General features: G+C 61.5%; 24 protein-coding genes. 14 read left to right on the top strand and 10 right to left on the bottom strand.

All coding sequences use genetic code 11. From position 1 onward, the window contains the following. Window positions 1-145 precede the first annotated feature (145 nt). From GNX18_RS15295 to GNX18_RS15275, 5 genes are all read left to right on the top strand, one after another. The gene (locus tag GNX18_RS15295) at window positions 146-1,237 is read left to right on the top strand and encodes a hypothetical protein (RefSeq protein WP_166219159.1); all 1,092 of its coding nucleotides are present in this window, start codon (window positions 146-148) and stop codon (window positions 1,235-1,237) included. A gap of 186 nt (window positions 1,238-1,423) precedes the next feature. Then, the gene (locus GNX18_RS15290; protein ID WP_138234378.1) at window positions 1,424-1,690 is read left to right on the top strand and encodes a hypothetical protein; all 267 of its coding nucleotides are present in this window, start codon (window positions 1,424-1,426) and stop codon (window positions 1,688-1,690) included. A gap of 82 nt (window positions 1,691-1,772) precedes the next feature. Continuing rightward, a complete protein-coding gene (locus tag GNX18_RS15285) occupies window positions 1,773-2,162 on the top strand; it encodes a hypothetical protein (protein ID WP_138234377.1) in 390 nt (129 codons plus the stop codon). A gap of 115 nt (window positions 2,163-2,277) precedes the next feature. Then, a complete protein-coding gene (locus tag GNX18_RS15280) occupies window positions 2,278-3,063 on the top strand; it encodes a 3-hydroxybutyrate dehydrogenase (protein WP_240914031.1) in 786 nt (261 codons plus the stop codon). A gap of 41 nt (window positions 3,064-3,104) precedes the next feature. Beyond that, window positions 3,105-3,725, top strand: a complete 621-nt coding sequence (locus GNX18_RS15275; RefSeq protein WP_205827952.1) for a response regulator transcription factor — start codon at window positions 3,105-3,107, stop codon at window positions 3,723-3,725. 359 nt (window positions 3,726-4,084) lie between these two features. Here the strand turns inward: GNX18_RS15275 and GNX18_RS15270 are convergent, their stop codons facing one another. The 3 genes from GNX18_RS15270 to GNX18_RS15260 form a co-directional block, all read right to left on the bottom strand. Next, entirely contained in the window at window positions 4,085-5,017 is a 933-nt protein-coding gene (locus GNX18_RS15270) for an alpha/beta hydrolase (protein ID WP_166219155.1), read from the bottom strand. Beyond that, entirely contained in the window at window positions 5,004-6,203 is a 1,200-nt protein-coding gene (locus GNX18_RS15265; protein ID WP_166219153.1) for an MFS transporter, read from the bottom strand. Before GNX18_RS15265 ends, GNX18_RS15270 begins: the two co-directional genes overlap by 14 nt. A 144-nt stretch (window positions 6,204-6,347) precedes the next feature. Next, window positions 6,348-9,755: a PAS-domain containing protein gene (locus GNX18_RS15260; protein WP_166219151.1), complete on the bottom strand. Its 3,408-nt coding sequence runs from the start codon at window positions 9,753-9,755 to the stop codon at window positions 6,348-6,350. A 179-nt stretch (window positions 9,756-9,934) separates the two neighbouring features. Here GNX18_RS15260 and GNX18_RS15255 point away from each other — a divergent pair, with 179 nt between their 5' ends. The 4 genes from GNX18_RS15255 to GNX18_RS15240 all read left to right on the top strand — a co-directional run bounded on the left by GNX18_RS15255 (window position 9,935) and on the right by GNX18_RS15240 (window position 13,888). Next, window positions 9,935-12,103, top strand: coding sequence for a TonB-dependent receptor (locus GNX18_RS15255; RefSeq protein ID WP_166219149.1), 2,169 nt, complete (start codon window positions 9,935-9,937; stop codon window positions 12,101-12,103). Between the two features lie 373 nt (window positions 12,104-12,476). After that, window positions 12,477-12,617: a hypothetical protein gene (locus GNX18_RS15250; protein WP_166219147.1), complete on the top strand. Its 141-nt coding sequence runs from the start codon at window positions 12,477-12,479 to the stop codon at window positions 12,615-12,617. Between the two features lie 152 nt (window positions 12,618-12,769). After that, window positions 12,770-13,243, top strand: a complete 474-nt coding sequence (locus GNX18_RS15245) for an META domain-containing protein (protein ID WP_138234370.1) — start codon at window positions 12,770-12,772, stop codon at window positions 13,241-13,243. Window positions 13,244-13,357: 114 nt separating this feature from the next. After that, the gene (locus tag GNX18_RS15240; RefSeq protein WP_166219145.1) at window positions 13,358-13,888 is read left to right on the top strand and encodes an META domain-containing protein; all 531 of its coding nucleotides are present in this window, start codon (window positions 13,358-13,360) and stop codon (window positions 13,886-13,888) included. Between the two features lie 332 nt (window positions 13,889-14,220). Here the strand turns inward: GNX18_RS15240 and smrA are convergent, their stop codons facing one another. From smrA to GNX18_RS15210, 6 genes are all read right to left on the bottom strand, one after another. Then, window positions 14,221-14,817, bottom strand: a complete 597-nt coding sequence (smrA, locus tag GNX18_RS15235; RefSeq protein ID WP_256367335.1) for a DNA endonuclease SmrA — start codon at window positions 14,815-14,817, stop codon at window positions 14,221-14,223. A gap of 33 nt (window positions 14,818-14,850) precedes the next feature. Further along, a complete protein-coding gene (locus tag GNX18_RS15230; RefSeq protein WP_166219143.1) occupies window positions 14,851-15,714 on the bottom strand; it encodes an NAD(P)-dependent oxidoreductase in 864 nt (287 codons plus the stop codon). A 37-nt stretch (window positions 15,715-15,751) separates the two neighbouring features. Then, on the bottom strand, window positions 15,752-16,189 hold the full coding sequence (locus GNX18_RS15225) for a thioesterase family protein (protein ID WP_138234367.1): 438 nt from the start codon (window positions 16,187-16,189) through the stop codon (window positions 15,752-15,754). A gap of 126 nt (window positions 16,190-16,315) precedes the next feature. Then, entirely contained in the window at window positions 16,316-16,831 is a 516-nt protein-coding gene (gene secB, locus GNX18_RS15220; RefSeq protein ID WP_371808111.1) for a protein-export chaperone SecB, read from the bottom strand. Window positions 16,832-16,949: 118 nt separating this feature from the next. After that, the gene (gene grxC, locus GNX18_RS15215) at window positions 16,950-17,201 is read right to left on the bottom strand and encodes a glutaredoxin 3 (RefSeq protein WP_166219141.1); all 252 of its coding nucleotides are present in this window, start codon (window positions 17,199-17,201) and stop codon (window positions 16,950-16,952) included. A 45-nt stretch (window positions 17,202-17,246) separates the two neighbouring features. Further along, window positions 17,247-17,657: a rhodanese-like domain-containing protein gene (locus GNX18_RS15210; protein WP_138234564.1), complete on the bottom strand. Its 411-nt coding sequence runs from the start codon at window positions 17,655-17,657 to the stop codon at window positions 17,247-17,249. Between the two features lie 358 nt (window positions 17,658-18,015). Between GNX18_RS15210 and gpmI the strand changes: the two genes are divergently transcribed. After that, complete coding sequence (gene gpmI, locus GNX18_RS15205; protein ID WP_166219139.1) at window positions 18,016-19,560, top strand: 2,3-bisphosphoglycerate-independent phosphoglycerate mutase; 1,545 nt, start codon at window positions 18,016-18,018, stop codon at window positions 19,558-19,560. A gap of 47 nt (window positions 19,561-19,607) precedes the next feature. Next, window positions 19,608-20,750 (top strand): murein hydrolase activator EnvC, encoded by a 1,143-nt coding sequence (locus GNX18_RS15200; protein ID WP_166219137.1) that lies wholly within the window; start codon window positions 19,608-19,610, stop codon window positions 20,748-20,750. Between the two features lie 39 nt (window positions 20,751-20,789). Here GNX18_RS15200 and GNX18_RS15195 read toward each other — a convergent pair whose 3' ends face one another. Next, window positions 20,790-21,221, bottom strand: a complete 432-nt coding sequence (locus GNX18_RS15195; RefSeq protein ID WP_138234362.1) for a MarR family winged helix-turn-helix transcriptional regulator — start codon at window positions 21,219-21,221, stop codon at window positions 20,790-20,792. 118 nt (window positions 21,222-21,339) lie between these two features. Between GNX18_RS15195 and GNX18_RS15190 the strand changes: the two genes are divergently transcribed. From GNX18_RS15190 to GNX18_RS15180, 3 genes are all read left to right on the top strand, one after another. Then, on the top strand, window positions 21,340-22,317 hold the full coding sequence (locus tag GNX18_RS15190; protein ID WP_166219133.1) for a zinc-binding alcohol dehydrogenase family protein: 978 nt from the start codon (window positions 21,340-21,342) through the stop codon (window positions 22,315-22,317). Between the two features lies 1 nt (window position 22,318). Continuing rightward, complete coding sequence (locus GNX18_RS15185) at window positions 22,319-22,822, top strand: DUF4405 domain-containing protein (protein WP_138234360.1); 504 nt, start codon at window positions 22,319-22,321, stop codon at window positions 22,820-22,822. Between the two features lie 94 nt (window positions 22,823-22,916). Continuing rightward, entirely contained in the window at window positions 22,917-23,894 is a 978-nt protein-coding gene (locus tag GNX18_RS15180; RefSeq protein ID WP_138234359.1) for a lipocalin family protein, read from the top strand. Window positions 23,895-24,008: the final 114 nt, after the last annotated feature.

Below are 24,008 nucleotides of genomic sequence, written 5' to 3'. Positions count from 1 at the left end.
GGACTCTTGCTGGATTCTCGGTAGGCGGGCCGGCGATAGCCGGCGACTTGGCCGCGTATTATAGCCCGGCGCCTTTTTTCGCTGAAGAAGCCGGTTAAGAATGCGTTAAAATCCGTTCCCTGAACTGCCCGCGGTCGATAACAAGATGAAAAAGCTCCTCGCCAGCCTGTCTGAACTGTCCACCAGCCTGCCCCAGTGGCTCAGGGGTCTGAGTCGCAACCAACAGCGCCAGCTGCTGGCCGCCGCCATCTGGCTGACGCTGGCTGGCTTCGCTTTAGCCACCCTCGGTCACGCCTGGGGCCAGCAGAAAGCCGCCACGACTCAACGCGACCGCGCCAGCGCCGCCGCCATGGCCAAGCTGCTGGCGAGCCAGAGCCTGGAGCAGATCGTCGCCGGCGACCGGATCAGCCTGCAGCTGCTGGCCCAGCAGGCCCTCGCACTGCCCGCGGTGCGCGGAGTAACCATCCAGGATGTGGACTCAAGCCCGCTGGCTCAGGCCGGCGAACGGGACCGCGGTGAGGTGATTACCGAGCCGGTGGTGCTGCATGACAGCCTGGCCGGCAGTGTGGCGCTCAACATTCAGCCCGGCGCCAGCGCAGGTTACCCCTGGGCCAGCCTGCTACTGTGCCTGATCTTCGCCCTGCCGTTCAGCGCCACGTGCGCTCTGGTGGTCACCCAGCTGCAGTCGGCGCAGCCGAAACGCAAACCACTGCTGGTGCCCAAGGCCCAACCCAAACCGCCACCGGAAGTGACCGCCGGCCTGTACCTGCGCCCGCTGAACTGGGCTCAGCTCGGCAACCAGCTGTCGCGCAGCGCACTGGACAATCTGCAGGCCGAGCTGGAACAGCGCCTGCAACTTCTCACCCGTATCTACGATGCCCGCCCGCTCCCCAGCGCCGGTCCCGCCGTGGGACTCGGCTTCGCCGGCGACGACGCCGCCTTCCGCGCAATCTGTGCAGGCCTGCTGCTGCGCGGCCTGCAACAATCCAGCCGCGCCACCGGACTGCAGCTGGCACTGGCGGTACTGCCGACAAAACCGGACGAATTCGACCTCAACGGCGAGCAACTGCTGAGCCAGCCCCGCGGCCTGACTCTGCACCCGCAGTTAATTGCCGACGAGTCGCTGGAAAATCGCATCCAATGCCACACCACCAGCTGGGGCGCGGAGGTCACGGGACTCAATCCGAAATTGCAGCAGTTGCTGGACAACCAGTTACATCAGTTGATTTCAGCCTAACCCAGTCGCTTTTTATTTCATTTTAGTTGTTGATATTCAGCGAAAATCTTCGTGATCGCCGTTTCGCGACGCTTAAATAACTTCCACTTGGGTTTCGGTTTGTTGCCCGCCGTTTCCGGCGAGTGATCGGATCGAAAATTTAAGAAAGTTGAAAAGGCGCACCCGCCACTCGGCGTGGAGGTTTTCATGACGCGTTCACTCGCAGGATTAGCAGGTACTCTGGGGGCTGCGATACTGTTGACGCTATCCGCTTGCACCAGCATGGACGACATGACTGGCACCACAACGGCCATCAATCCGGACAAACGCCCGGGCTATTACAGCATTCAGGGCCGTTATTACCACTGCCACGAAAATGGTCGCTGCCACAATGTGCGGCACCCCACCTACTACATACACGGTAGCGATTACCGTATGGATGTACGCTCATCACGCGTCAACCCGCCACGCTGAACCGCTCTTTTCAATGCAATTCAAACACCGGTGTAACGGCGAGCGCCGTACTGCATCGGCTTTCTGTCCGCGGAGGTCTCGCATGAACAGACTCGTCAAAAAAGGCCTGTTGGCCGCAACCGTGTTTGGCTCGCTCACTCTGGGAGCCTGTGTGTCCGATGGCTACTACAGCTCCGGCAGCGTGGGATACTCCACCTATCCCTACTCGCGCCCCTACGTCTATCCCGCAGGCAATGTCTCCTTCTATTACACATCGCCGCGCTACTACCGCTATGGTTACTACCCGCGCTATTACCGCGGCGGTTACTATCGCTATCACGGCCGCCACTACTATAACCGTCCCGGGTACTACAACCGTCCGGGGTACCACTACAACCGCCCTGGACGGCACTACAATCGCCCCGGCTATAATCGCCCGGCGAGACCGAGCTACCACGGCCGCTCCCATGGCACCGTGCATCGTCGCCGCTGATTCCTGCAAACTGACCTCGGTGTGAGGCCCACTTCATACCTTGGTCATACAGACCCGCAGCTCCCGCCACTGCTAGGATTTCTGCAAAGAATGAATAAGCATGCGGGAGTTTGCCGTGCAGCCCAGTCAGCCACACACCGTTCTCATTACCGGTTCCACCAGCGGAATAGGTCTCGCCATAGCCCACTGCTTTGCCCGCGCCGGTCACCAGGTGATGCTGCATGGACTCGCCGATGCGGCTGCCGAACAGGCACTGCTGGCTGAATTCTCGGAATACTCCGGCCGCACCGGCTTCAGTAGCGCCGACATTTCCAGCGAAGCCGGCTGCGCCCAGTTGGTGTCGGATACCCGCGAGGCCATTGGCAATCCCTCGGTGCTCATCAACAACGCCGGCATCCAGTTCACCGCGCCGGCCCACGAATTTCCCGCAGAAAAGTGGCACCAGATCCTCGCCATAAACCTAAGCGCCGGTTTTTTTCTCGCCCGCGACCTGCTCCCCGCCATGCGCAACGCCGGTTGGGGGCGCATCATCAATATCGCTTCCGTACACGGTCTGGTGGCCTCGGAACACAAGGCTGCCTACTGTGCAGCCAAGCACGGACTGGTAGGGCTCACCAAAGTGCTGGCGCTGGAAAATGCGGACCGCAATATCACCGCTAATGCCATTTGCCCTGGCTGGGTGGAGACACCACTGATCCAACCCCAGATCGAGGCCATTGCGCGCGAGCAGCAGGTGGATATAGAAGCCGCGCGCGCGGAACTGGTCGGCGCGAAGCAGCCGATGGCGAAGGCGACAAGTCCCGATGCCATCGGTGAACTGGCGCTGTATCTGTGTGGCAACTTCGCCAGCACCATTACCGGTGCGGCTCTGCCGGTGGACGGTGGATGGAGCGCGCAGTAGTATCTTTTGCACCCGCTCCTTTCCTTCTTCAGGGTGCTGCCGTGAATTATCAATTGTTGATTGCTGACGATCACCCGCTGTATCGCGATGCGTTGGCGACGACGCTTTCCAGTCATTTCCCGAATTCGGACCTGTTGCAGAGTGAGGATCTGGATTCGACCCTGCAGCGCCTTTCCCAGAATGAAATCGACCTGTTGCTGCTGGATCTGAATATGCCGGGCAGTGAGGGTTTCAGTGGACTGGCGCGGATTCGCAATGATTTTCCGGCGGTGCCGGTGGTGGTGGTGTCCGGTAGTGACAAGCATGCGGTGATCCAGCAGGCGGCGGGGCTTGGGGCGAGTGGTTTTCTTTCCAAGACGGCGCGGCCGGATGAAATCCTGCAGTGTATTGAGTGTGTGCTTGCGGGGGATCAGTGGTTCAGTGAGGAGGCGTTGCAGGCGGAGACGGAATCGCAGCTGGCCGAAAAACTGAGTCAGCTTACCCCGCAGCAGTTGAAAATTTTCCAGATGATTGCGCAGGGGATGTTGAACAAGCAGATTGCGTTTGATCTCGATATCACCGAGCCCACGGTGAAAAGCCACGTTACGGCGATTTTGCGCAAGCTTGAGCTGCGGGATCGCAAGCAGTTGATTCGTGAGGCTCAGGCGCTGATTCAGCTTTGATTCTTGGTTTGCACTTCGTAGCGTTTCGAGCTTTGCTTGGAACCCGGTGGCGGCAAAGCACCGGGTATCTGTTTTCAAAACCGGGCTAGGCGCCCCCCTTCAATACATCCCTGTACGCTGCGTCGGCACTTAGCCTTCAATTCAAATTTTTGTACTCCGTTAGCTCGATATTTTTCTACCCGCTTACGGAGTAAATCGCTTTCAATTAAGGCAGGATACCGGGTGCGGGTTTTCAGGAGCGTCGCAAACAGGATGTTTGCGCCGCAGCGCCCAGGGATGGGTTTACAGCGGTCCTGAAAACCCGCACCCGGTAGCCTGCCGCCACAGAAATATAAACAGAGCTCCGAAAAACCACAAAGCTAAACGCCCCGCAAATACTCAGCAACGTGGCGATAAACCCGCCCACACGCCTCCGGCACCAGACTCTCAATATTCAAAAACGCATGGATCATATCGCCAAAGTGCAGGTGCTCGGCATTGGCGCCACCTTCGCGCACCTTGCGTACATATTCCACTCCCTCATCCCGCAGCGGACAGAACTCCGCAGTAACCACCAGCGCAGCCGGCATGTTCCGCGTAAACTCGCCGTGCAGCGGTGACGCCTGGTATGGATTTTCCGCGTGCTGAAAATAATTCTGGAAGTACCAGAGAATTTTCTCTTTTTCCAGCAGATAACCCCGCCCGTTTTCCTCAATAGACGGCGTCTGCATGGTGTAGTCCAGGCTCGGGTAAATCAGTACCTGGGCGTCGATATTGTGCGGCTGGTGTTGCAGCAGTCGGGAGGCGGACGCGCAGAGTGCGCCGCCGCCGGAATCGCCCATCAGAATCCAGCGGCCGTTGTGGGCAACGCCCTTGCGGTCGAGTGCCGTACCGAGGTGGCGCACCACACTGATCAGATCGTTGAGCGCTGCGGGATAGGGGTTTTCCGGGGCCAGGCGGTATTCCACGGAAATAACCGGGCGCTGGCAGGCCGCAGCCACGCGGCGGCATATGGGATCGTAGACGGAAACACTGCCGGCCATATGGCCGCCGCCGTGGCAGTAAATGATCGCGGCACCATCGATAGCATCTACAGGCTGATAAACCCGCACCGGCACCGCATACTCCCCACCGGTAACCAGCGTGTCCGCCACCGCCATGTCGGGGCCGGGCTCGACGAACGTGCGCGTGAGGTTGGCGAGGCTTTCGCGCGCGTTGACCGGCGTAGCTTCAAAACCTGCGGCTTTCAGTTGTGCAATCTGGGTGTTGACCGCCGCCAACCACTCCTCAAGCTTCGGCTCAAGCTGCCGCATTGTCGACCTCCAGATTCTCCACGGTGGCTTTTTTGCCGCTCTCTGGCAGCAGGAAAGAAAACACGAACAGCGAAGCGGAACAGGCCACGGCAAAATAGGCCGCACTCGCCGGTTCACCGGTGATATCCGCGAGTACACCGGCACCGTACATCAGCGCAGTTTCCACTCCGTAGGAAATGGACCAGAACATCGCAAAGGTGACGGTGATTTTTGCCGGGGTCATGCCGGGAAGTTCCTGCGGCAAAGTCACCAGCGCGGTCATCGGCAGGAACATGCAGAAGCCCGCGAGCGCGGCGGCGCTGTAGGCGACGATGGGATCGCGACTGGTGACCATAAGTGCGGCAAACACCACCAGCGCCAGACCACCGAAGCGTAGCACCGGCAGGCGCAGCGCGTAGCGCTTGGTGACGATAATGCCGGCCACGGTGCCCACCATGCCGGCGGCGATCATCACCGCGGAGAGGTGGTGGCTCGCCACCGCAAAACCGTCGATGAGCGGGAACAGCGCAAACACCGCGATGTAGCAAAACAATACGCCGCAGTAGGCCAGCGGCAGCCACCAGTTGAAGCTCTCTTTTACGCCCTGCTTAAAACCGTAGCTTTCCTGCGGCGCGCCACTGCCGCCAGACAGCGGAAAGTTTTCCGCGGTGAGCCACCACAGCACCCCCAGTGCCAGCACCATCACCCCGTAAAGTACGACGACCGACTGCCAGCTGCCGAGCCAGGCTAGCAGCGCGGAGGTGGTGAGCAGCGCGAGCAGGTTGCCGGTATTGAAGGCAGCGGCGTTGATGCCGTTGATCAGCGGGCGCTCGTCGGCTGCAAAGTAGTGCAGCACCACCGGTGCGAAATATACGATGGCCAGTGCACCGCCGAGGCCGAGCGCCAGGCGTGACAGCAGCCAGCCGCCATAGCTGTCGGCGAGCGCGCCGAAACCGCCGGCAGCAATCAACACAATGGCAATAGAAAAGGCGCGCTTGGCGCCGAGGCGCATCAGCAGCGCCGCGGCGGCGAGATTGCCGACGATCTTGGCAATCGTGATGACATTACTGCCCCAGGTGGCATTGGCGAAGCCCTCTTCTCCGAAGGACGCCTGGATCGCCGGGGTGAGGATGGCCCCGGACACCCAGCTCGCGGCGAACAGCGCGTAGGCGCTGAACATCAGGATTTCGAGCAGGATTTTTTTCATTGTTATACCGCCTTTGCTTTGAATGTATTCACGCTGGTTCGCCTGCAAGCAGGCTCCTACAACGCGCCCGTAGGAGCCTGCTTGCAGGCGAACCCATTCCAAAAATAAATTCGCACAAGAGTGCGTCTCCGCACCCCCCCATCGCTATACGACCTTGGTCGCACGGGGTTCGCGGCGGGTTTTCTGCCGCTGCTGTAACAGCGCGCGCAGCGCCGCCGGGCGCAGGGGTTTTTGCAGGAACTGCCAGCCGGCGTTGTGGGCGCGGGACTTTACGGTGTTGGTGTTTTCCGCGGAGATGATCACGCAGGGCACGTTACAACCACCTTCGCCGCCCCAGTGGGACAGCAGCTCTGCCGCCAGGTCAATGCCGTTGTCGCCGTCGTCGAGGTGGAAGTCCATCAACAGCAGATCCGGCTCCGTCGCCGCCAGTGCCTCAGTGCGGGTACGCGCGCAGTGCACGCTGCAGCCCCAGCCGCCGAGGAGTGCCGCCATGGCCTCAAGAATCGAGGGTTCGTTATCGACACACAGCACCCGCAGGTCCAGCTTTGCACCGCGGCCGGAAACCGCGGCAATCGGCGGGCGGAATTCCATCCGGGCGCTGGCCCGCGCCAGGCGCACCCGGAATACGCTGCCGCGGCCCGGCACCGATGACAGACTGATGGGGCTGCTGAGCAAGCGGCACAGGCGCTCCACGGTGGCGAGACCGAGGCCGTAACCGTGCTGGCGGGCGGTATTGGGGGAATCCTGCGGGGCAGTTTGTGGTGTCAGCCGGCAGAACTCGCGGAAGATAGCCTGCTGCTGCGCGCGGGCGATGCCCTCGCCGGTGTCCCACACTTCCAGGGAAATATCCGCACCGCGCCTGCGCGCCGCCACCAGCACGCCGCCGCGGGTGGTGTATTTGACCGCGTTGTCCAACAGGTTCTGAATCACCCTGCGCAGCATTTTCTCGTCGCTGTGTACCCACAGGTGGCTGCGGCGGTAGCGCAGGCGGATGCCGCGACTGCCGGCGGCAAGGCGCGCCTGGGCCACGGCGTCGTCGAGGATGCTGTCGAGGGACACTGCGGTAAAACTGGGGCGGATATCCCCCGCGTCCATACGCGCGATCTGCAACATATCGGTGATCAACTGCTCGGCGGAGGCGAGCGCGCGGTCGGCGCGGGTGAGCAGCTGGCGGCTGCCATCTTCCAGCGGGTGCGCCGCGAGGGCGTCGATAAACAGGCGGCTGGCGTTCAGCGGCTGCACCAGGTCGTGGCTGGCGGCGGCCAGGAAGCGGGTCTTGCCGGCGCTCGCCGCCTGCAGTTCGCGGTTCAGGTCCTGCAGCTCGTCATTCACCGCTTCCAGCTCGGCGGTGCGGTGCGCCACTTTCTGCTCGAGGGAATTGCGAATCTCGGTAAGCTCGGCGAGCGCGCGCTGGTAGTCAGACACGTCGGTATAGGTGGTAACAAAACCGCCGCCCGGCAGCGGGTTGCCGCGAATTTCCAATACCGTGCCATCGGTGCGGTTGCGCTGCACCCGGTAGGCGGTGCCGTTGCGCAGGTGCTCCACCCGCTTTTGCACATGCTCTTCCACTTCACCGGGGCCGCACTCACCGCGGCTCGCGTTGTAGTGCACCAGTTCCGCCACCGGCCGGCCCACGTAGATCATTTCTTCGGGATAGTGGAACAGCTCCAGGTAGCGGCGGTTCCAGGCCACCAGGTTGAGGTTGGCATCCACCACTGAGATGCCCTGGTCGATATTGTCGATGCTGCTCTGCAGCAGGCCGCGGCCAAACTGATAGATGTCGGAGGCCTGGTCCAGCTGCTGCGCGGCTATTTCCGGCTCACTCAACTGGCGCACCAGGCGCTGGGCGCTGGTGCTGCCGACGATACCGGCGAGAATTTTCTCCACGGTTTCGCGGTAGTCCGCCGCTGCGGATTTGCCCTCGGTATTTTCGATGAGCGCGCGCTCCGCCGCATCCGCGCCCACAAAGCGCGCCAACAGCTGGCGCAGGCGCGTCTTGTCCACCGGCGCCGACGGCAGCGCGGCGCCGCCGGGCTGCCAGCGGGCGAACAGCAGCGACACGGCCACCAGCGCGACACCGTTGAGGCCGAGGCCGAACACGCAGCTGGTGGTCAGTGCATTCCACTTGAGCCCCAGTGCGGTGGCGATCAGGTCCTCCTGCCCGAGGGCGACAGGCAGTGCGGACAGCGCCCACACCAGTGCACCCAGCAGCAGCCCCGCCATCACGCCGGCGGCGCGCAGCCGCGGCCAGCGCGCGGGCCAGGTCACCGCCGCGACCATCGCCGGCGCCAGCTGCGCCACCAGTGCCAGCGACAGCAGGCCAAAGGTACCCAGGCTGACGCCAGAGCCAATCAGCTCGCTCACGCCAAATGCCGCCAGCATCAGCAGTCCGATGATGACCCGCCGCACCCGGCGCAGGTCGCTGCCGAGCGCCACACCCGCGGGGCGCTGCTGCAGCCGCTTCAGCCACCAGGGCACCACCATGGTGTTGGCGATCATGGTGGACAGCGCGATGGTGGCAATGATCACCATGCTGGAACCGGCGGAGAGACCGCCGATAAACGCCAACAGCGCGAGCCAGGGAGTGCCGCTCTCCAGGGGTATGCCGAGCACAAAGCGCTCGGCATTACTGTAGTTGTCGGAGAGCCACAAAAGCCCGCCGTAGCCAACAGCGAGAACCGCCGCCGACACCAGTGCCAGATACAGCGGAATGAGTTTGCGCACCGGGCCGATATCGCGCTCACCGTCGCTTTCGATCATCAGGATGTGGAACTGCCGCGGCAGGCAGAAGATCGCTGCCATCCCCAGTACCACCACCGCGAAGTAACCGGTATCCGCCGGGCGCGCCTCGGCCATGGCCCCCACCCGCGGGCTTGCCAGCGCGCTGCGCGCCAGTTCCGCGGTGCCGTCGAACGCGGAGTGCACCACAAACCAGGCCACTGCCACCAGCGCGCCGATCTTCACCAGCGCCTCGAACGCCACCGCCAGCAACATGCCGTTGCGGTGCACGCTGCTGTCGATATGACGGGTGCCGAACAACAGCGCAAACAATCCGAGGGTCGCCCCCACCACGGCGGTCACCACCGAGGCGCTCAGCTCGCGGTACTCGGCGCTGCGGGCCAACAGCAGGAAACTGTCTGCCACCGCGCGCAGCTGCAGCGACAGATAGGGCACGATGGCGACCACCGCCAGCAGTGCCACCGCCGCCGCCAACCACTGGGAACCGCCGTACTGGGCGCTGATAAAGTCCGCGATGGAGGTGGAGCCCTGCTGTTTGGACAGGCGCACAAAGCGCATCAACAGGGGCGCGCCGAAGATCAGCATCAGGCAGGCGCCGACAAAGGTGGGCGGCACCAGCCAGCCCTCGCTCACCGCCTGGGCGGGCACGCCGAAGAACATCCAGGCACTGGTATAGGTACCGGCGAGCGCCAGCAGCAGGGGTTTCACCGGGCGGAGTCGCGCCGCCGGCAGCCGGTCACCCCAAAAGGCGATGGCGAACAGCAGCAGCAGATAGCTCAGGCCCACAGTGGCAAGCAGGGTAAGGCTGAACAATTGGCGCCTCTTTCATTATTCTGTTTATGATTGGAAGCCTAACCCATCGGGTATTTTTTGTCCTGCTTACAGAGGCTCGCATGCGTCATACCTTGGTCTAGCAGGCAAGGCCTCGGCCAACCGATAGAGTGCAGATCCGAAACTACAAAATAACCATAATCTGGTGATCGGAGAGAGCCATGCGCAAAACAATCAAGTTCAATCCCCTCGCCGTGGGCATCATGCTCGCCTGCGGCGCGACCCTCGCCTACGCAGACCCACAGCTGGAAGAAGTCACCGTAACCGCGCAGAAACGCGAGCAGTCGCTGCAGGAAGTACCGGTGGCGGTCACCGCCATCAACGCGGATCAGTTGATGCAAAACGGTGTCACCGATCTGACCGACGTCCAAAAGTTATCCCCAAATACCACCCTGCAAGTGAGCCGCGGTACCAACACCACCCTGACCGCCTTTATCCGCGGCATCGGCCAACAGGACCCCCTGTGGGGCTTTGAGCCGGGCGTCGGCATCTACGTGGATGACGTCTACATCGCACGTCCGCAGGGCGCCGTCCTGGACATCCTCGACGTGGAGCGCGTGGAAATCCTGCGCGGTCCCCAGGGCACCCTGTATGGCAAGAACACCATTGGTGGGGCAGTCAAATACGTCACCAAAAAGATGACCGGCGATACCGAAATCAACGTGGGCGGTGCCCTTGGTTCCTATAATCAGCGCGACCTTAAAATTGCCGCCTCTACCGCTGTATCCGATACCGTGAATATCGGTGGCGCGATCGCCAGCTTCCAGCGCGACGGCTACGGTGAAAATGTCATTACTGGAGCGGAACAGTACAACAAGGACATTTTCAGCGGTCGGATCGCGCTGGAGTGGAATCCCTCGGACACCGTCTGGGTACGCCTGGCCGGAGACAAGACGGTTGATGAATCTGCACCCCGCCATGGCCACCGCCTAGCTCCGGGCCTGGGGGAGGAACCGGTACTGGACAGCATTTACGATACCGAATCCAACATGCCTTCCGAAAACCGCGTGGAAACCAGCGGCATGTCGCTGACCGCAGAATGGGAAATGTCTGACAGCGTCACCATCAAATCCATTACCGCCTACCGCAGCGGGGAAACCGAAACCGCGATTGATTTCGACAGTGTCAACCGCCCGGATTTTGATGTGCCCGCCTACTATGAAGACGACCAGACCACACAGGAATTCCAGCTAATCTGGGAGGGCGACAATGCGGACCTGGTCAGCGGCCTGTACTACTACACGGGTAAGGCCGCCGGCGCATTCGACGCGGTTCTTGGCTACATCAATCTGACACAACAGGTGGCGGGCTCTGTCGATACCACCAGCCTTTCCGCCTATGCCCACTACAACTGGCAGTTCGCACAGGACTGGAACCTGAGCGTCGGCGGCCGCTACACCAAAGATGACAAGGATGCGTCTGTCTTCAAGGGCAACTTTGCCGGTGTTTACAGCCCGCTATTTGCTGGCAAGTACAATCCCGGCCAACCCGCCGCAGTATTCCTCGGAGCATTGACCGACTACGAAAACAGCGACAGCTGGGGCGAATTCACTCCTCACCTGGGCCTGGACTACCAGATTGACGACAACAACATGGTCTACGCCAAGTACAGCGCCGGCTTTAAAAGCGGCGGTTTTGACATGCGCGGCGATGCCAGTGTGCTGCCCTCCACCGTTGATGGCTTCGACCCGGAAACGGTGGATACCTATGAATTCGGCGTGAAGTCCGATCTGTTCAACAACCGGCTGCGCCTGAATGCCGCCGCGTTCCGCGCGGATTACAAGGACATGCAGATCACCGTTCAGCAATTCACTCCCGGCGGCGGTTTCTCCGGTGCGGTACTCAATGCCGGTGAGGCGCGCATCCAGGGGCTGGAGCTTGAGGCCACGCTGGCGCTGACCGACAACCTGCTGGCAAATATGTCACTGGGTCTCGCCGATACCGAGTTTCTGGAGTTCATCTCCGGCGGCGTCGACGTGTCGGATGACCGCGACATGCAGAACACGCCCGATACCACGGCGATGTTCCAGTTGAACTACTCGGTGCCAATGAACAGTGGTGCAGAACTGGTATTCCTGCCGACGGTATCCTATCGAGCAGATACCCAGATCTTTGAAACACCCAGCGCTCTTGACCAGGAGGCGTACACCCTCGTGGATATGACCGCGACATACTACAGCCCGGACAGCAAATGGAACTTAAGCCTGGTGGGTAAAAACCTGACGGACGAAGAGTATCGAGTGGCGGGCTACGCTTTCGGCGGCGCCTTCAATACAGCCTTCTACGGTGCTCCGCGCACCATCGCCCTCACCGGTAGTTACAACTTCTAGTCTCTCGTCTTTGACGTCATCTCATTGCACTATCATTGCGGGGCCCACTGGGCCCCTTTTTTGCTCTCCTCTCCGTCTTCAAACTTCCCTGTCGCAGCAATCCCCAGTCCGGCGCGGACTTAAACAAATTGGCATCAATTTCCTCACTTTGGCGGAAGCCTCTTCTAACCTGAAATGAGAGGGCGGCAGTGACGCCGCTTCTCTTACCAGCCATCGAGGTACCAGCGTGCAGAAATTGAGTCGTATTCTGCTGGCTGTGGCGATAGCGACAGGAGTTGTTGCCGGTTGCACCACAACCGCGCCTATGGAAAGTCATGCAAACCGCGCTTTCAGCAGCGCCGTTCCCCCCCATATGGATTCCGCACAGTTTTCAGTGAGATCTTCCGACCGCCGCCCCCGCAGTGGCAGACGAGACGCCCCGCGCTCACTGAATGTCAACGGCACCCGCTTTCGCTGCTTCGAGCAGGAGCTGGATGCCAAGGTGGTGGTGCGCTGCGTGCGCCAACCGGACTAATCCACTCGGCGCCGATATCAGGCTGGAACCAGCCCCTGTCCGTGCGAGCGCTCATTCCCCCTTAGTCGCCAAAATCCTCTCGCCCGCTGGCGGACTGACTAAGCTTGATCTATCTGCCAGGGAACGGCCAAAACCAGGGAAAGGGGAAGAGAATGAGCAAAGCGGTTCCGGTGTGGTTTCTCGGCCTCGCGATTGTTATCGCGGGCTGTATGAATATGGGCGGCAAGGATTCGGGGCCGAGCCAGACGCCGGGTTCCATGAACAGCGTGTGCGGCCACAAGTGGGAGCTGCGCCTGTTGCGCATCAACGGCCAGGCCGTGCCTGTCGACCAGCCGCGGGAGTTCACTTTTCTGTGTAACGCCGGCGGCGAGGCCATGGGCAAAAGCGGCCTCAATACCTACCGCGGCACCCTGCAGATCACTGCCAATGGGGGCCTGCTGTGGGATTCCGCCAGTTTTGCCTCCACCAAGATGGCCGGGCCGCCGCAACTGATGGAGCAGGAAAACCAGTATCTGCGGGCACTGTCCGGCACCAGTCAGGCGTTTGTGAAAGGGGGAGGCGGCCGGCTGATCCTGCGGGATGCCTCCGGCAACATCTATCTCGAGTACATCAAAGCGGGGCTGTGATGCCGCCGCGCACGCCGCGCCAGTGACTTGACCGGCCACACATCAGACCGATGGGGTCACAGACGCCGGCGGCCATTTCGTGTTAAATGGCGCAAACGGCCACCGGATGGAATCATGCTTCCCCTGCTTCAGTCCCCGCTTTCCCCAACGCGCTTTCCCCGCCCTGTGTTGGGCCTGCTTTCACTGTTGGTCGCTGCCCTGGCGTTCAGCGGTTGCGGCAACCACAGCAGCCAGCCAGCGGCGATGGCTGAAACCGGCGGCCGCAGCATCTGCGAACACCAGTGGATTCTGGACAGCCTCACGGTGGACGGACGGGAGCACAAGCCGCGCATGTTCTGGCAAAAAATGTGGCGGGACCGCCCCTACTTCACCTGTGACAAGCTCGGTTTTGTGCGCGGCAGCGCCGGCGCCAACCCGTACCTCGGCAAATTTGAGCTGGCGGACAGCGGCAGTGTACGCTGGTTGAAGCCGCCAAAAATCTCCCGCATGGCGGGGCGCCGCGACAGCGATGCGCTGGAAAAAGACTTCCTGCTGGCCATGCCCCGCATCTCCCGCGCTCACACCCAGGGCGACATGCTGATTCTCGAAGGCAGCGACGGCACCCGTCTGGAGTTTAAGCAGGCGGGTGATCAAGTAGCCCCCTGACACCGAATTCTTTGGCAGCGACCCCATAAAAAAGGCGGCCACTGGGGCCGCCTGAATCATTCAAGAAGGATCTCCACCCGCAAGTGCGGATCTCGATACCAGTCCTCCAACTGGAGGCACTTCCAAACTCGGAAGCATAAAATCACCAATAAAATTGGTGCGATGCAAAGAGAGAAGAACAACGAAAACTTAAGCGGCTGAGCGATGAAACAGCCGGACAAGCAAAATTTCGTTGTGGGTACAGAGTAGTTGTCAGACGTGACAATCAGATTACGAAACAGGAAATTTTCTTGTTTCCCGGTAATTTTTTTACAAACTACCTGTTGAATACCTCAGGGCCGCTTGCGCCGCTGGTGCTGTTCCAGGTTTTGCTGGCGCTTGCGCTCGCTCTTGCGCAGCAGAATATAGGTGGCACCCAGACCGCCGTGCTGCTTCTGTGCACTGTGAAAAGCAAGCACTTCCTGCAGTTGCGGCAGCCAGGCATTGACGCAGCTTTTCAGCATTGCCGGGGTCTTGCGGCCCTCGCCTTTGCCATGGGTCACCAGCGCGCAGCGCACATCCGCTTCCATACAATCGCGCACAAACTGGTACAGCGCGCTGCGGGCCATGTCGACGGTGTGGTGATGCAGGTCGAGGCGCGCATCGACAGTGTATTTGCCGAGGCGCAGGTTGCGGTAGACGCCGTTCTGCACACCGTCGCGTTTGAATTCGATGGGGTCGTGGGGTTCTACCGGCTCGACGAATTCGCCGCCGAGCGGGTTCAGTTCGCGCTGGGTCTGCGCGGTAGCGGCCTCGCGGCGGGCGCGCTGGTTTACGCGGTCGGAGGTGTCTTTTCTGAGGGCGCGCTCCTGCTGCGCAGGCGCCAGCGGCTTTACGTCGCCGAGCGCGCCCATGGCGCCGCGAAATTCATCCAGATCGGTCTTGTCCACATTCTCCCCCGTACCTCTCGCGCCGGCAGTCGCTCAGGGATCGAGAAACAGATCCACTGCCAACTGGCCGGCCTTGGCGGGATTGTGCGCATATTGGGTGAAATCTTCCACCCCCCGTTCATGCAGCAGTTCCTCGTCGATAAGCTGCGCACCGTTGAGCCCCTGGTTCCGGGTGATCAGCACTTCATAGGCCGCGTCCGCCATCACCATGGGCTTGCGGCTCTGCTCAAACATCTCGCGGTTCCCCACCGCGAATTCAATTGCGGCGGTCGCCACCAGAGTGCGCGGCCACAGGGTGGCAACGCTGATGTTGGTTTCCCGCAGCTCCTCCGCGAGCCCCAGGCTCAGGATGGTCATGCCAAACTTCGACAGCGCATAGGGGGCGAAAGGTCCCAGCCAGCGCGGTTCGAGGTTGAGCGGCGGCGACAGGCTGAGGATATGCCCGCGCTCCGCCTGTTTCAGGTAGGGAATCGCCAGGTGCGCGGTGAGGTACACGGCGCGGGCGTTGATATCCAGCATCAGGTCGTAGCGCTTGGGCGGGGTGTTCTCGACGTTGGTGAGGTTGATGGCGCCGGCATTGTTGATCACCGCGTCGATGCCGCCGAAGGTATCGGCAGTCTTTTTCAGCGCCTCCGCTACCTGGTCTTCCTCGCGCACATCCACCTGCATCGGCAGCGCCTTGCCGCCGGCGGCTTCGATCTCTTCGGCGACGCTGAAGATGGTGCCGGGGAGCTTGGGGTGCGGTTCGGCGGATTTGGCGGCGATGGCGATATGGGCGCCGTCGGCCGCGCACTTCAGCGCGATGGCGCGGCCGATACCGCGGCTGGCGCCGGTGATGAAGATGGTTTTGCCCTTGAGGGCGCCGGTGTTTTTGGTGAGGGTGATCTCTTCGCTCATGCGGGCGCTCCGTTGGCGTTTTCCGATTTTGCGGCGATTACAGCTCTGCCACCACCGCAGGGCAGTAGATGTCTTTGAAGGTCTGCGGCATGCGCTTGGGTTTGCCGCTGGAGAGTTCGATACACACCATCTGCCAGGTGGCGCGCAGGATCAGGGCTTGGTCGCCGGCGCGAAATACCTGGAATTTCCGGGTCATGTTGAGTCGGCCGTCCACCATGGTGAGCCAGGTGCCGATCAGCAGTTCGTCGTCCTCTCTGGCGGCCAGTATATAGTCGTACTCCGCCTGGCGGATGGCCATTCCCCGGTCCAGCGACTGGTAATTGGTGACATCCAGGCCCAGTTCTACACTGTGGGACCAGGCGGCGCGCTCGCACCAGCGCACGTATTCGGCGTTATTGGCGTGGTGCAGGCCGTCGACGTGCTCCGGTTCCACGCGGACTTTCTGGATATAGGGTTGGGGCAGGTCCCAGTTCATGGAAATTGTACTCCGTAGATCGGCCTGTGGCGGACGCGCACCTGGCATCAGCACCTTCGCCCTTGACTATGGGGCCACCGAAACAAAAAAGGCCCCCGAAGGAGCCTTTCTCTGGAAAAACGCGACTTAAGCGTCGGTTTTCTCTGCGCTCTGCGCGGCGGCCTGTTGCTGGGCCTGCTGCATGGCAGCGGCGAACAGGGCGTCGAAGTTGATCGGCGGCAGCATCAGGGCGGGGAAGGAGCCCTTGGTCACAACGTTGTCCACGACTTCGCGGGCATAGGGGAACAGGATGGTCGGGCAGGCGGTGTTCAGGGCCTGGGCCAGCTGCGCACCTTCGAGGCCTTTGATGCCGAACAGGCCGGCCTGCTGCACTTCCACCAGGAACGCGGTGTCGTCTTCGATTTTTACGGTGATGGTCAGGGTCAGGGCCACTTCGTAAAGATCTTCGTCGATCTTGGCGGTTTTGGTGTTCAGTTCCTGGTTTACCTGCGGTTTCCACTGCTTTTTGAAAACCTCGGCGCCCATCGGGGTTTCGAAAGAGAGGTCTTTCAGGTAGATGCGCTGCATTGCGAATTGGACTTGTTGCGCTTCGGTGCTCGCCGCGGCGCCGTTGAGTTCTTCAGCCATGTTAAAGCCTGTTATCGAATTAGTTTTTGACTGCCTTCCCTGAAAGAAGACTCCCTGTAAGAGCCTTACTTATGGGGGCCTCGAAATACCCTTTCAAGGCGTAGGGTATGAATTTACCGACTGGAATGGCGCGTTACGCCAATAGTCTGTCCAGCTCGCCGCTGCGCTCAATGGCCATCAGCTCGTCACAGCCACCCACGTGGTGGCCGCCGACCCAGATCTGCGGCACGGTGTGTCGCCCAGCCTTGGCGGTCATCTCCGCGCGCAGCTCCGGTTTTCCATCCACGGAGATCTCCGTGTAGGAGACGTTTTTGTTGTCCAGCAGGTACTTGGCACGGATGCAAAAGGGGCAGTAGCGGGTGGTGTAAATAATGACGTCTTTCACGACCGGATAACCTCTTTGCGTTGCAATTCGGCGGGCTCAGGCCGATCAGCCTTTCACCAGCGGCAGTTTCTGGTTGGTCCACTCGGACATACCGCCCTCCAGGCGGCGCACGGTGTAGCCGGCTTTTTTCAGCTGGCGACCTACCGGGCCCGCGTGCTGGCCCATCTTGTCGGCCAGGATCAGGGTCTTCTCTTTATAAGGTGCCAATTCGCCCATGCGTTTCTCGACCTCACCATGGGGGATGTGGATCGCGTCCACAATGTGCCCGGCGGTGAATTCGGCGCGATCGCGCAGGTCGATGACCTTGGCGCCATCCCTGTTGATCAGCAGGGTGGCCTCGTGGGCCGACGCCGGTTTGCCCGCCCTGATCCGCTCGGAAATGGCCAGCGCGTAGATCAGCGCCACCAACAGGCTCACCAGCAGCCACTGCTCGCTGATAAAGACGAAAAAATCCAACTCCGCCCCCAAAATCTCTGGTTTGTTGTTCTGATTGCGACCACCGACTGCTCGGTCGGTCACGTTTGCGCCGGGCATTGTAAAACATTAACGCCGACGGCTCGAAGGGGGCGGAGTATACACGGAAATGGCCATTTCTTAATCAGCCTTTTACCCGCGTTGTCTCGCGTTTATTGCCCCGATTATTGCCCCGATCGCTGCGCAAATACTGACCCCGACGGTGCAAACAGGTTAAAATCCGCCACCTGCGGTACAACTCGTGCAAGAGTTCCGTCTTCTGGCAGTGACGCCGAACGATCCACCATCCACGTATTCCGCAGCACCGACCTACAACACCCAACACAGGAAGTCTGATCCCATGGCAACCGAGTCTTCGTCCAAACGCCCCCTGGTATTGCTGATTCTGGACGGTTTCGGCTATAGCGAACACGCCGAACACAACGCCATTGCCGCGGCGAACTCCCCGGTGTGGGACCAGATCTGGGCCACCCGCCCGAAAACCCTGATCCACACCTCCGGTATGGCGGTGGGCCTGCCGGAAGGCCAGATGGGCAACTCCGAAGTGGGCCATATGACCCTCGGCGCCGGCCGCGTGGTGTACCAGAACTTCACCCGCATCAACAAGGCGATCAAAGACGGCGACTTCTTTACCAATCCGGCCTACACCGCCGCGGTGGACAAGGCCGTGGCCAACGACCGCGCGGTGCACATCATGGGCCTGCTGTCGGACGGCGGCGTGCACAGCCACGACGACCACATCGTCGCCATGGCCACTCTCGCCGCCCAGCGCGGCGCCAAGGCGGTGTATATCCACGCCTTTACCGACGGCCGCGACACCGCGCCGCGCAGCGCGGAAACCCCGCTGGCGCGTCTCACCCAGGTGTGCGACGCCCTCGGTACCGCGCGCATCGCGAGCCTCAGCGGCCGCTACTTTGCCATGGACCGCGACAACCGCTGGGACCGCGTGCAACCGGTGTATGACCTGATCACCCAGGGCAAAGCAAAATACCAGGCGGACGATGCGCTGGCCGGCCTGGCCGCCGCTTACGCCCGCGACGAGAACGACGAATTCGTGGCGCCGACTCTGATCGGCGCGCCGGCCCCCATGCAGGACGGCGACGCGCTGATCTTCATGAACTTCCGCCCGGACCGCGCGCGCCAGCTCACCCGCGCCTTTACCGACGCGAATTTCGATGGCTTTGAGCGCGCCGCCACCCCCAAGCTGGCGGACTTCGTGATGACCACCGAATACGCCAGCGACATCGACGCGGCCTGCGCCTTCCCGCCGGAGAGCCTCACCAACACCCTCGGCGAGTACCTGCAGAACCAGGGCAAGACCCAATTGCGCATTGCCGAGACAGAAAAGTACGCACATGTGACCTTCTTCTTCAGCGGCGGTCGCGAAGAGCCCTACAATGGCGAAGAGCGCATCCTGATCAAATCACCGGACGTGGCCACCTACGACCTGCAGCCGGAGATGAGCGCACCGGAGGTCACCGACAAGCTGGTAGCCGCAATTGAGAGCGGCAAGTTCGACGCGATCATCTGCAACTACGCCAACGGCGACATGGTGGGCCACACCGGCGTGTTCGAGGCTGCGGTAAAAGCCGTCGAAGCACTGGACGTATGCGTGGACCGCGTCACCAAGGCCGCACTGGCTGCCGGCGGCGAAGTGCTGATCACCGCCGACCACGGCAATGTGGAAGAGATGTTCGACGCCGGTTCCGGCCAGGTCAGCACCCAGCATTCCACCCTGCCGGTGCCCTTCGTGTACATTGGCGAGCGCAGTGTGACCATGCGCGATGGCGGCAGCCTCGCGGATGTCGCGCCCACCATGCTGGCGCTGATGGGCCTGCCGCAGCCGGTGGAAATGAGCGGCGAGCCGCTGGTCAAACTCAACTAAGTTGTTCAATAGAAAGAACGCAACAAAACGAAACCGCAGCCGACGCTATGAAATTTTCTGCCTTTGTCATCGCAGCCCTGCTGTCTCTGGTCCTGGTTCCCGCCTGTTTCGCACAGGCGGATGACGAGGCGCAGCAGGCGCGGCTCGCGGAAATCAAACAGCGCATCGAAACGCTACAGCGGGAGCTGAACCAGGTGAAAAGCGAGCGCGACCAGCTGCTCAAAGACCTGGAATCCAACGAGAAGGACATCTCGGAACTGCTGCAACGTATCGACAAGATCAAGGCGGACATGAAGAGCCGCGGCGACAAACTGCAGGAACTCAAGAAGGAAGAGCAGCAGCTCGAGGATTCCCGCCGAAGTATGCAGCGGCGGGTCGAGCAGGAAGTCGCCGCCGCTTACCGACTCGGTCGCCAGGAGCAGATAAAACTGCTCCTCAATCAACAAGATCCTCAGCACATCGCCCGCCAACTCCGCTACCACGACTACTTCCTCAAGCAACGCAGCCGCGTCATCGACGATTACGTCAGCACCCTCGATCAACTCTCCACCGTTAGCTCGGGCATCCAGCGCGAACAGGACACCCTCGCGCGCGAACGCAGCCAGCTGGAGGAGAAACACCGGGCGCTGGCCAGCGCGCAGAAAAACCGCCAGCGCACCCTCGACAAACTGGCTTCGCAGCTCGCCAGCAAAAGCGGCGAACTGAACCAGCTGCACAGCGACCGCGGCCGCCTGCAGAGGCTTGTCGACGAGGTGGGCCGCGCCATCGCCAGCCTGATCAACCCCAGCGACCAGACCCCCTTCGCCAAGCAGCGCGGCCGCATGCAGTGGCCGGTTGCCGGTCGTCGCGCCAATGCCTATGGCCAGCGCCGCGCCAACGGCATCACCTGGACCGGCGTCACCATCCGCGCCAATGAGGGCAACGCGGTCAACGCCATCCACCGCGGCAGAGTGGTATTTTCCGATTACCTGCGCGGCCACGGCATGCTGATCATCCTCGATCACGGCGACGGCTACATGAGCCTGTACGGCCACAACCAGTCCCTCACCCGCGCCATCGGCGAGTGGGTGGAGCGCGGCGATACCATCGCACGCGTCGGCAATACCGGCGGCATGAGCCAGCCCGGCCTGTATTTTGAAATCCGCCGCAACGGCAAACCCCAAGACCCCACCGCCTGGTGCCGCGGCTGATCGCGCCGGGGCCAACTCCGCCCGACAATCACCTGGCCTTCAACTCTTCCGGCTCTCAAGCATGCGCTGAAGCAGTTCCTGAAGCTGTCGCTGATCTGCCGCGCTGAGCTGTTCGGTGAGCGGCGCCAATGCCTGTTGCGTCTGTGCATGCAGGCGTTTGGCGAGCCTGGCCCCCTCACTTGTCAGAAAAACATCCGTCGCCCGGCCGTCTTCCGCGTTGGGTGCGCGCGCTACGAGCCCCTTTTTCTCCGCTCGGGCAATAAGCCCCGACATCGTTTGCTTCTCCAACCCAAGGTAGTCGGCCAGTTCGGTCATCCGCGGGCGCTGGTCCGACAGGATGCCCAGGACGCGGATCAGCGTCAGAGACAGGTCGTTCTCGGCGCCGATTTTGTTGAGCACGGCCATGGTGACAAAGGCGGTTGGCACGAGTGCGTCGGCCAGTCCTTCACCGGGTGAGTGGGGTTCTTTCATGGATTTTTGCTCCTTCATCGTGGCCCGATCTTGACATGGTTCGTATTACGCATCAATAATTGATCGTAATACGAACTATGTGGGCTGCGCGCCCACCCAGACACCCAAGGAGAGCCCCGTGAAAGCAGCCGTCATCACTTCGTCCGACCAACCGCCGCGCTACAGCGACTTCCCTGATCCGACGCCCAATGGACCCGGAGAAATACTTGTTGAAGTGCTCGCTGTCGGCCTGCATCACCTCACCCGAGGGAGAGCTTCAGGCACGCATTACTCCAGCACCCGCGGGCTCCCGCTCGTTGTGGGTGTCGATGGTGTCGGGCGTGACGCCGACGGCAAGCTGCGCTATTTCGCACAGAGTCCCGGCCAGATCGGCACGATGGCCGACAAGACAGTGATCAAACTCGACCACAGCATCGAGCTGTCGAGCGAAAGCGACCCGGTCGCCATCGCCGGCGCGATGAACCCGGCAATGGCATCCTGGCTTGCACTGCGTTGCCGCGTTCCGTTTGAGCGTGGACAGAAGGTGCTCGTCCTCGGCGCCACCGGAAGTTCAGGAAGCATGGCCGTGCAGATCGCCCGGCATCTCGGCGCGTCGCAAGTCATCGCCGTGGGGCGCGACGAGCAGAGGCTCGGGAAACTGCTGGCACTCGGTGCCACAGAAATCATGACGTTGAGTGATGCGCAGCATGGGGCGGGTGCCGTCGCATGTGAAGTCGATTGCGTACTCGACTTCCTCTGGGGCGACAGTTCGCTGCGTGTCATGGAAACCGTACTGAAGCAGCGCGCGGATCGCAGCCGGCCCCTCACCTGGATTCACGTCGGCTCAATGGCTGGTGAAGTTGCCGCCATTCCCGGCGCCTTCCTGCGCTCTGCCAATCTCCATATCGTGGGCAGCGGGCACGGCTCGGTGTCCGGCCGCGACATTCTCACGGAACTGCCCGCGCTGGCGAAAGAGATCACACGCGGCACGTTCCGCATCGACGTGAAGGCCGTGCCACTTCGCAACGTAGAGCAGGTGTGGTGCGAGGCTTCCCGATCCGGTGAGCGCATCGTCATCACGCCACAGCAACCAGCGATCGACGCGACAGAGAACTGAGATGAAAACAACCAAACCTTTCACTCTGCGCACCTGGTCCACGCCACTGACCATCGGCTCCTTCATTTTGATGGCCGTTACCGGTGCCCTGATGTTCTTCGACGTAGTGCCGGGTTACCTCTCCTTCGCACACGAGTGGTTCTCATGGTTCTTTCTTGTCGGCGCAGGCGGTCATATCGCGGTGAACATCCGTCCTCTGGCGAAGCATCTCAAATCGAACTGGGGGAGAGCCAACGTTGCCATCTTCGCAATCATTCTTTTGGTCTCGATGTTCTCTTTCGGGCGCATCACGGCCCCTCAATTGAAGTGGCCAATCTCCAATGCGCTTATCGAGGCCCCACTGTCCGCACTCGCTGACGTGACGCGCACAGAACCGGCGGAGCTTCTAGCGAGGCTCAAAACACACGGCGTCACCGCGACACCCGACCAGAACATCAAGCAACTGGCGGACGCGCATGACATGGAGGAATTCCACATCCTGGGCCTCGTGATCCTTCGCGAGTGAATCGCGCAGTCGGAAGGCTCAGCAACAACTGCCTCCGTCATACACCGCCACGCCTGGCGTGCGGTGTTCAGAACCCAACTCTGGAAGCAAGCCTATGAACATCCCTTTACTGACCAATAACCTGGCGACAACGCCAACGGGGGCCGCTCCAGCCCTCGACATAGCGGCGGATCTGGCTCACAAGCGCGACTACACGCTCAACTCTTGGTTCGTGGTCGGCCACTTTGAGTCCGAGGGTCACACGCTCAACTATCTCGTCCACCTGTTTGCGCTCAGCATCGGCGGGATCACGGTGGGCGTGGACAGCGCGGCCAGCATCACCGACGAGACTACGGGCTGGTACGGAGTACGGCACGGCTTTCACCCGGTCTTTCGCGCGAACGCTCGCTCGGATCGACTGCTGGTCACAACGCCGCACATTTCGCTCTCGGGAACGCTCGACGAAATGCATGTTCGTGCGCAAATCAAGGGTGCCAGCATCGACGTGGTCCTGAGAGCGGTCGGCCACCCGCTCTACAACAAGGGCACGGGTCGGTTCGACATGCTGGGCATGGACGTGTTCCAGTATTCCATCCCGACGCTGGAAACCACGGGGAGTCTCACCATCGACGGTCGCGAATTCCGGGCATCGGGCATGAGCTGGTTCGATCGACAATGGCAGAACCAACCGCTGGGCGCACCGCGCGGCAGGTGGACGTGGATGGATCTCAACCTCAGCAACGGCTGGCGGATCAGTCTCTGGGATGCGACAGGCGTCGACGGCAAGTCGGATGCCTGGGTTACCGTGATTGATGAAAGCGGCAAGCACCTCGTCGCCGACCTGATTCCACTCGCCGAGGGCGCCTGCGACTACTGGCTGAGCCCGCAATCCGGCGCCCGCTTCCCGACCCGATGGCAGGTGCTGGTGCCTGCGCTCGATATGCGGTTGCAGGTCATCGCAAGACCGCGCGAGCAGGAAGTCAGGGGCCTGCATGCGCGCTACGAGGGCGCGAGTTCGGTCAGCGGCTCAGTGCGCGGCGAAAATGTCAGCGGCTACTGCTATGTCGAAATGGTCGGCGATTGGCAGGCGTGAACGTGACCCTCCAAACCTCCGCGACGGCCCCGTAGTCGCGTGCCCCGGGGTGTTTCTGCCCTTGCGACATGAAAGACCTGGCAGCGAACATTTGTCATCCCGCCGCGCCGGATC

It is taken from the genome of Microbulbifer sp. SH-1 (genome assembly GCF_011326135.1).
GTDB lineage: Bacteria > Pseudomonadota > Gammaproteobacteria > Pseudomonadales > Cellvibrionaceae > Microbulbifer > Microbulbifer harenosus.
This window is presented reverse-complemented; position numbering and strand designations above follow the sequence as displayed.

Excerpts from the sequence above, each read along its gene's own strand:
- GNX18_RS15295 (WP_166219159.1), top strand. The coding sequence starts at position 146 with ATGAAAAAGCTCCTCGCCAGCCTGTCTGAACTGTCCACCAGCCTGCCC.
- GNX18_RS15290 (WP_138234378.1), top strand. The coding sequence starts at position 1,424 with ATGACGCGTTCACTCGCAGGATTAGCAGGTACTCTGGGGGCTGCGATA.
- GNX18_RS15285 (WP_138234377.1), top strand. The coding sequence starts at position 1,773 with ATGAACAGACTCGTCAAAAAAGGCCTGTTGGCCGCAACCGTGTTTGGC.
- GNX18_RS15270 (WP_166219155.1), bottom strand. The coding sequence starts at position 5,017 with ATGCGGCAGCTTGAGCCGAAGCTTGAGGAGTGGTTGGCGGCGGTCAAC.
- GNX18_RS15265 (WP_166219153.1), bottom strand. The coding sequence starts at position 6,203 with ATGAAAAAAATCCTGCTCGAAATCCTGATGTTCAGCGCCTACGCGCTG.
- GNX18_RS15255 (WP_166219149.1), top strand. The coding sequence starts at position 9,935 with ATGCGCAAAACAATCAAGTTCAATCCCCTCGCCGTGGGCATCATGCTC.
- GNX18_RS15245 (WP_138234370.1), top strand. The coding sequence starts at position 12,770 with ATGAGCAAAGCGGTTCCGGTGTGGTTTCTCGGCCTCGCGATTGTTATC.
- GNX18_RS15240 (WP_166219145.1), top strand. The coding sequence starts at position 13,358 with ATGCTTCCCCTGCTTCAGTCCCCGCTTTCCCCAACGCGCTTTCCCCGC.
- GNX18_RS15230 (WP_166219143.1), bottom strand. The coding sequence starts at position 15,714 with ATGAGCGAAGAGATCACCCTCACCAAAAACACCGGCGCCCTCAAGGGC.
- GNX18_RS15225 (WP_138234367.1), bottom strand. The coding sequence starts at position 16,189 with ATGAACTGGGACCTGCCCCAACCCTATATCCAGAAAGTCCGCGTGGAA.
- gpmI (WP_166219139.1), top strand. The coding sequence starts at position 18,016 with ATGGCAACCGAGTCTTCGTCCAAACGCCCCCTGGTATTGCTGATTCTG.
- GNX18_RS15200 (WP_166219137.1), top strand. The coding sequence starts at position 19,608 with ATGAAATTTTCTGCCTTTGTCATCGCAGCCCTGCTGTCTCTGGTCCTG.
- GNX18_RS15195 (WP_138234362.1), bottom strand. The coding sequence starts at position 21,221 with ATGAAAGAACCCCACTCACCCGGTGAAGGACTGGCCGACGCACTCGTG.
- GNX18_RS15185 (WP_138234360.1), top strand. The coding sequence starts at position 22,319 with ATGAAAACAACCAAACCTTTCACTCTGCGCACCTGGTCCACGCCACTG.
- GNX18_RS15180 (WP_138234359.1), top strand. The coding sequence starts at position 22,917 with ATGAACATCCCTTTACTGACCAATAACCTGGCGACAACGCCAACGGGG.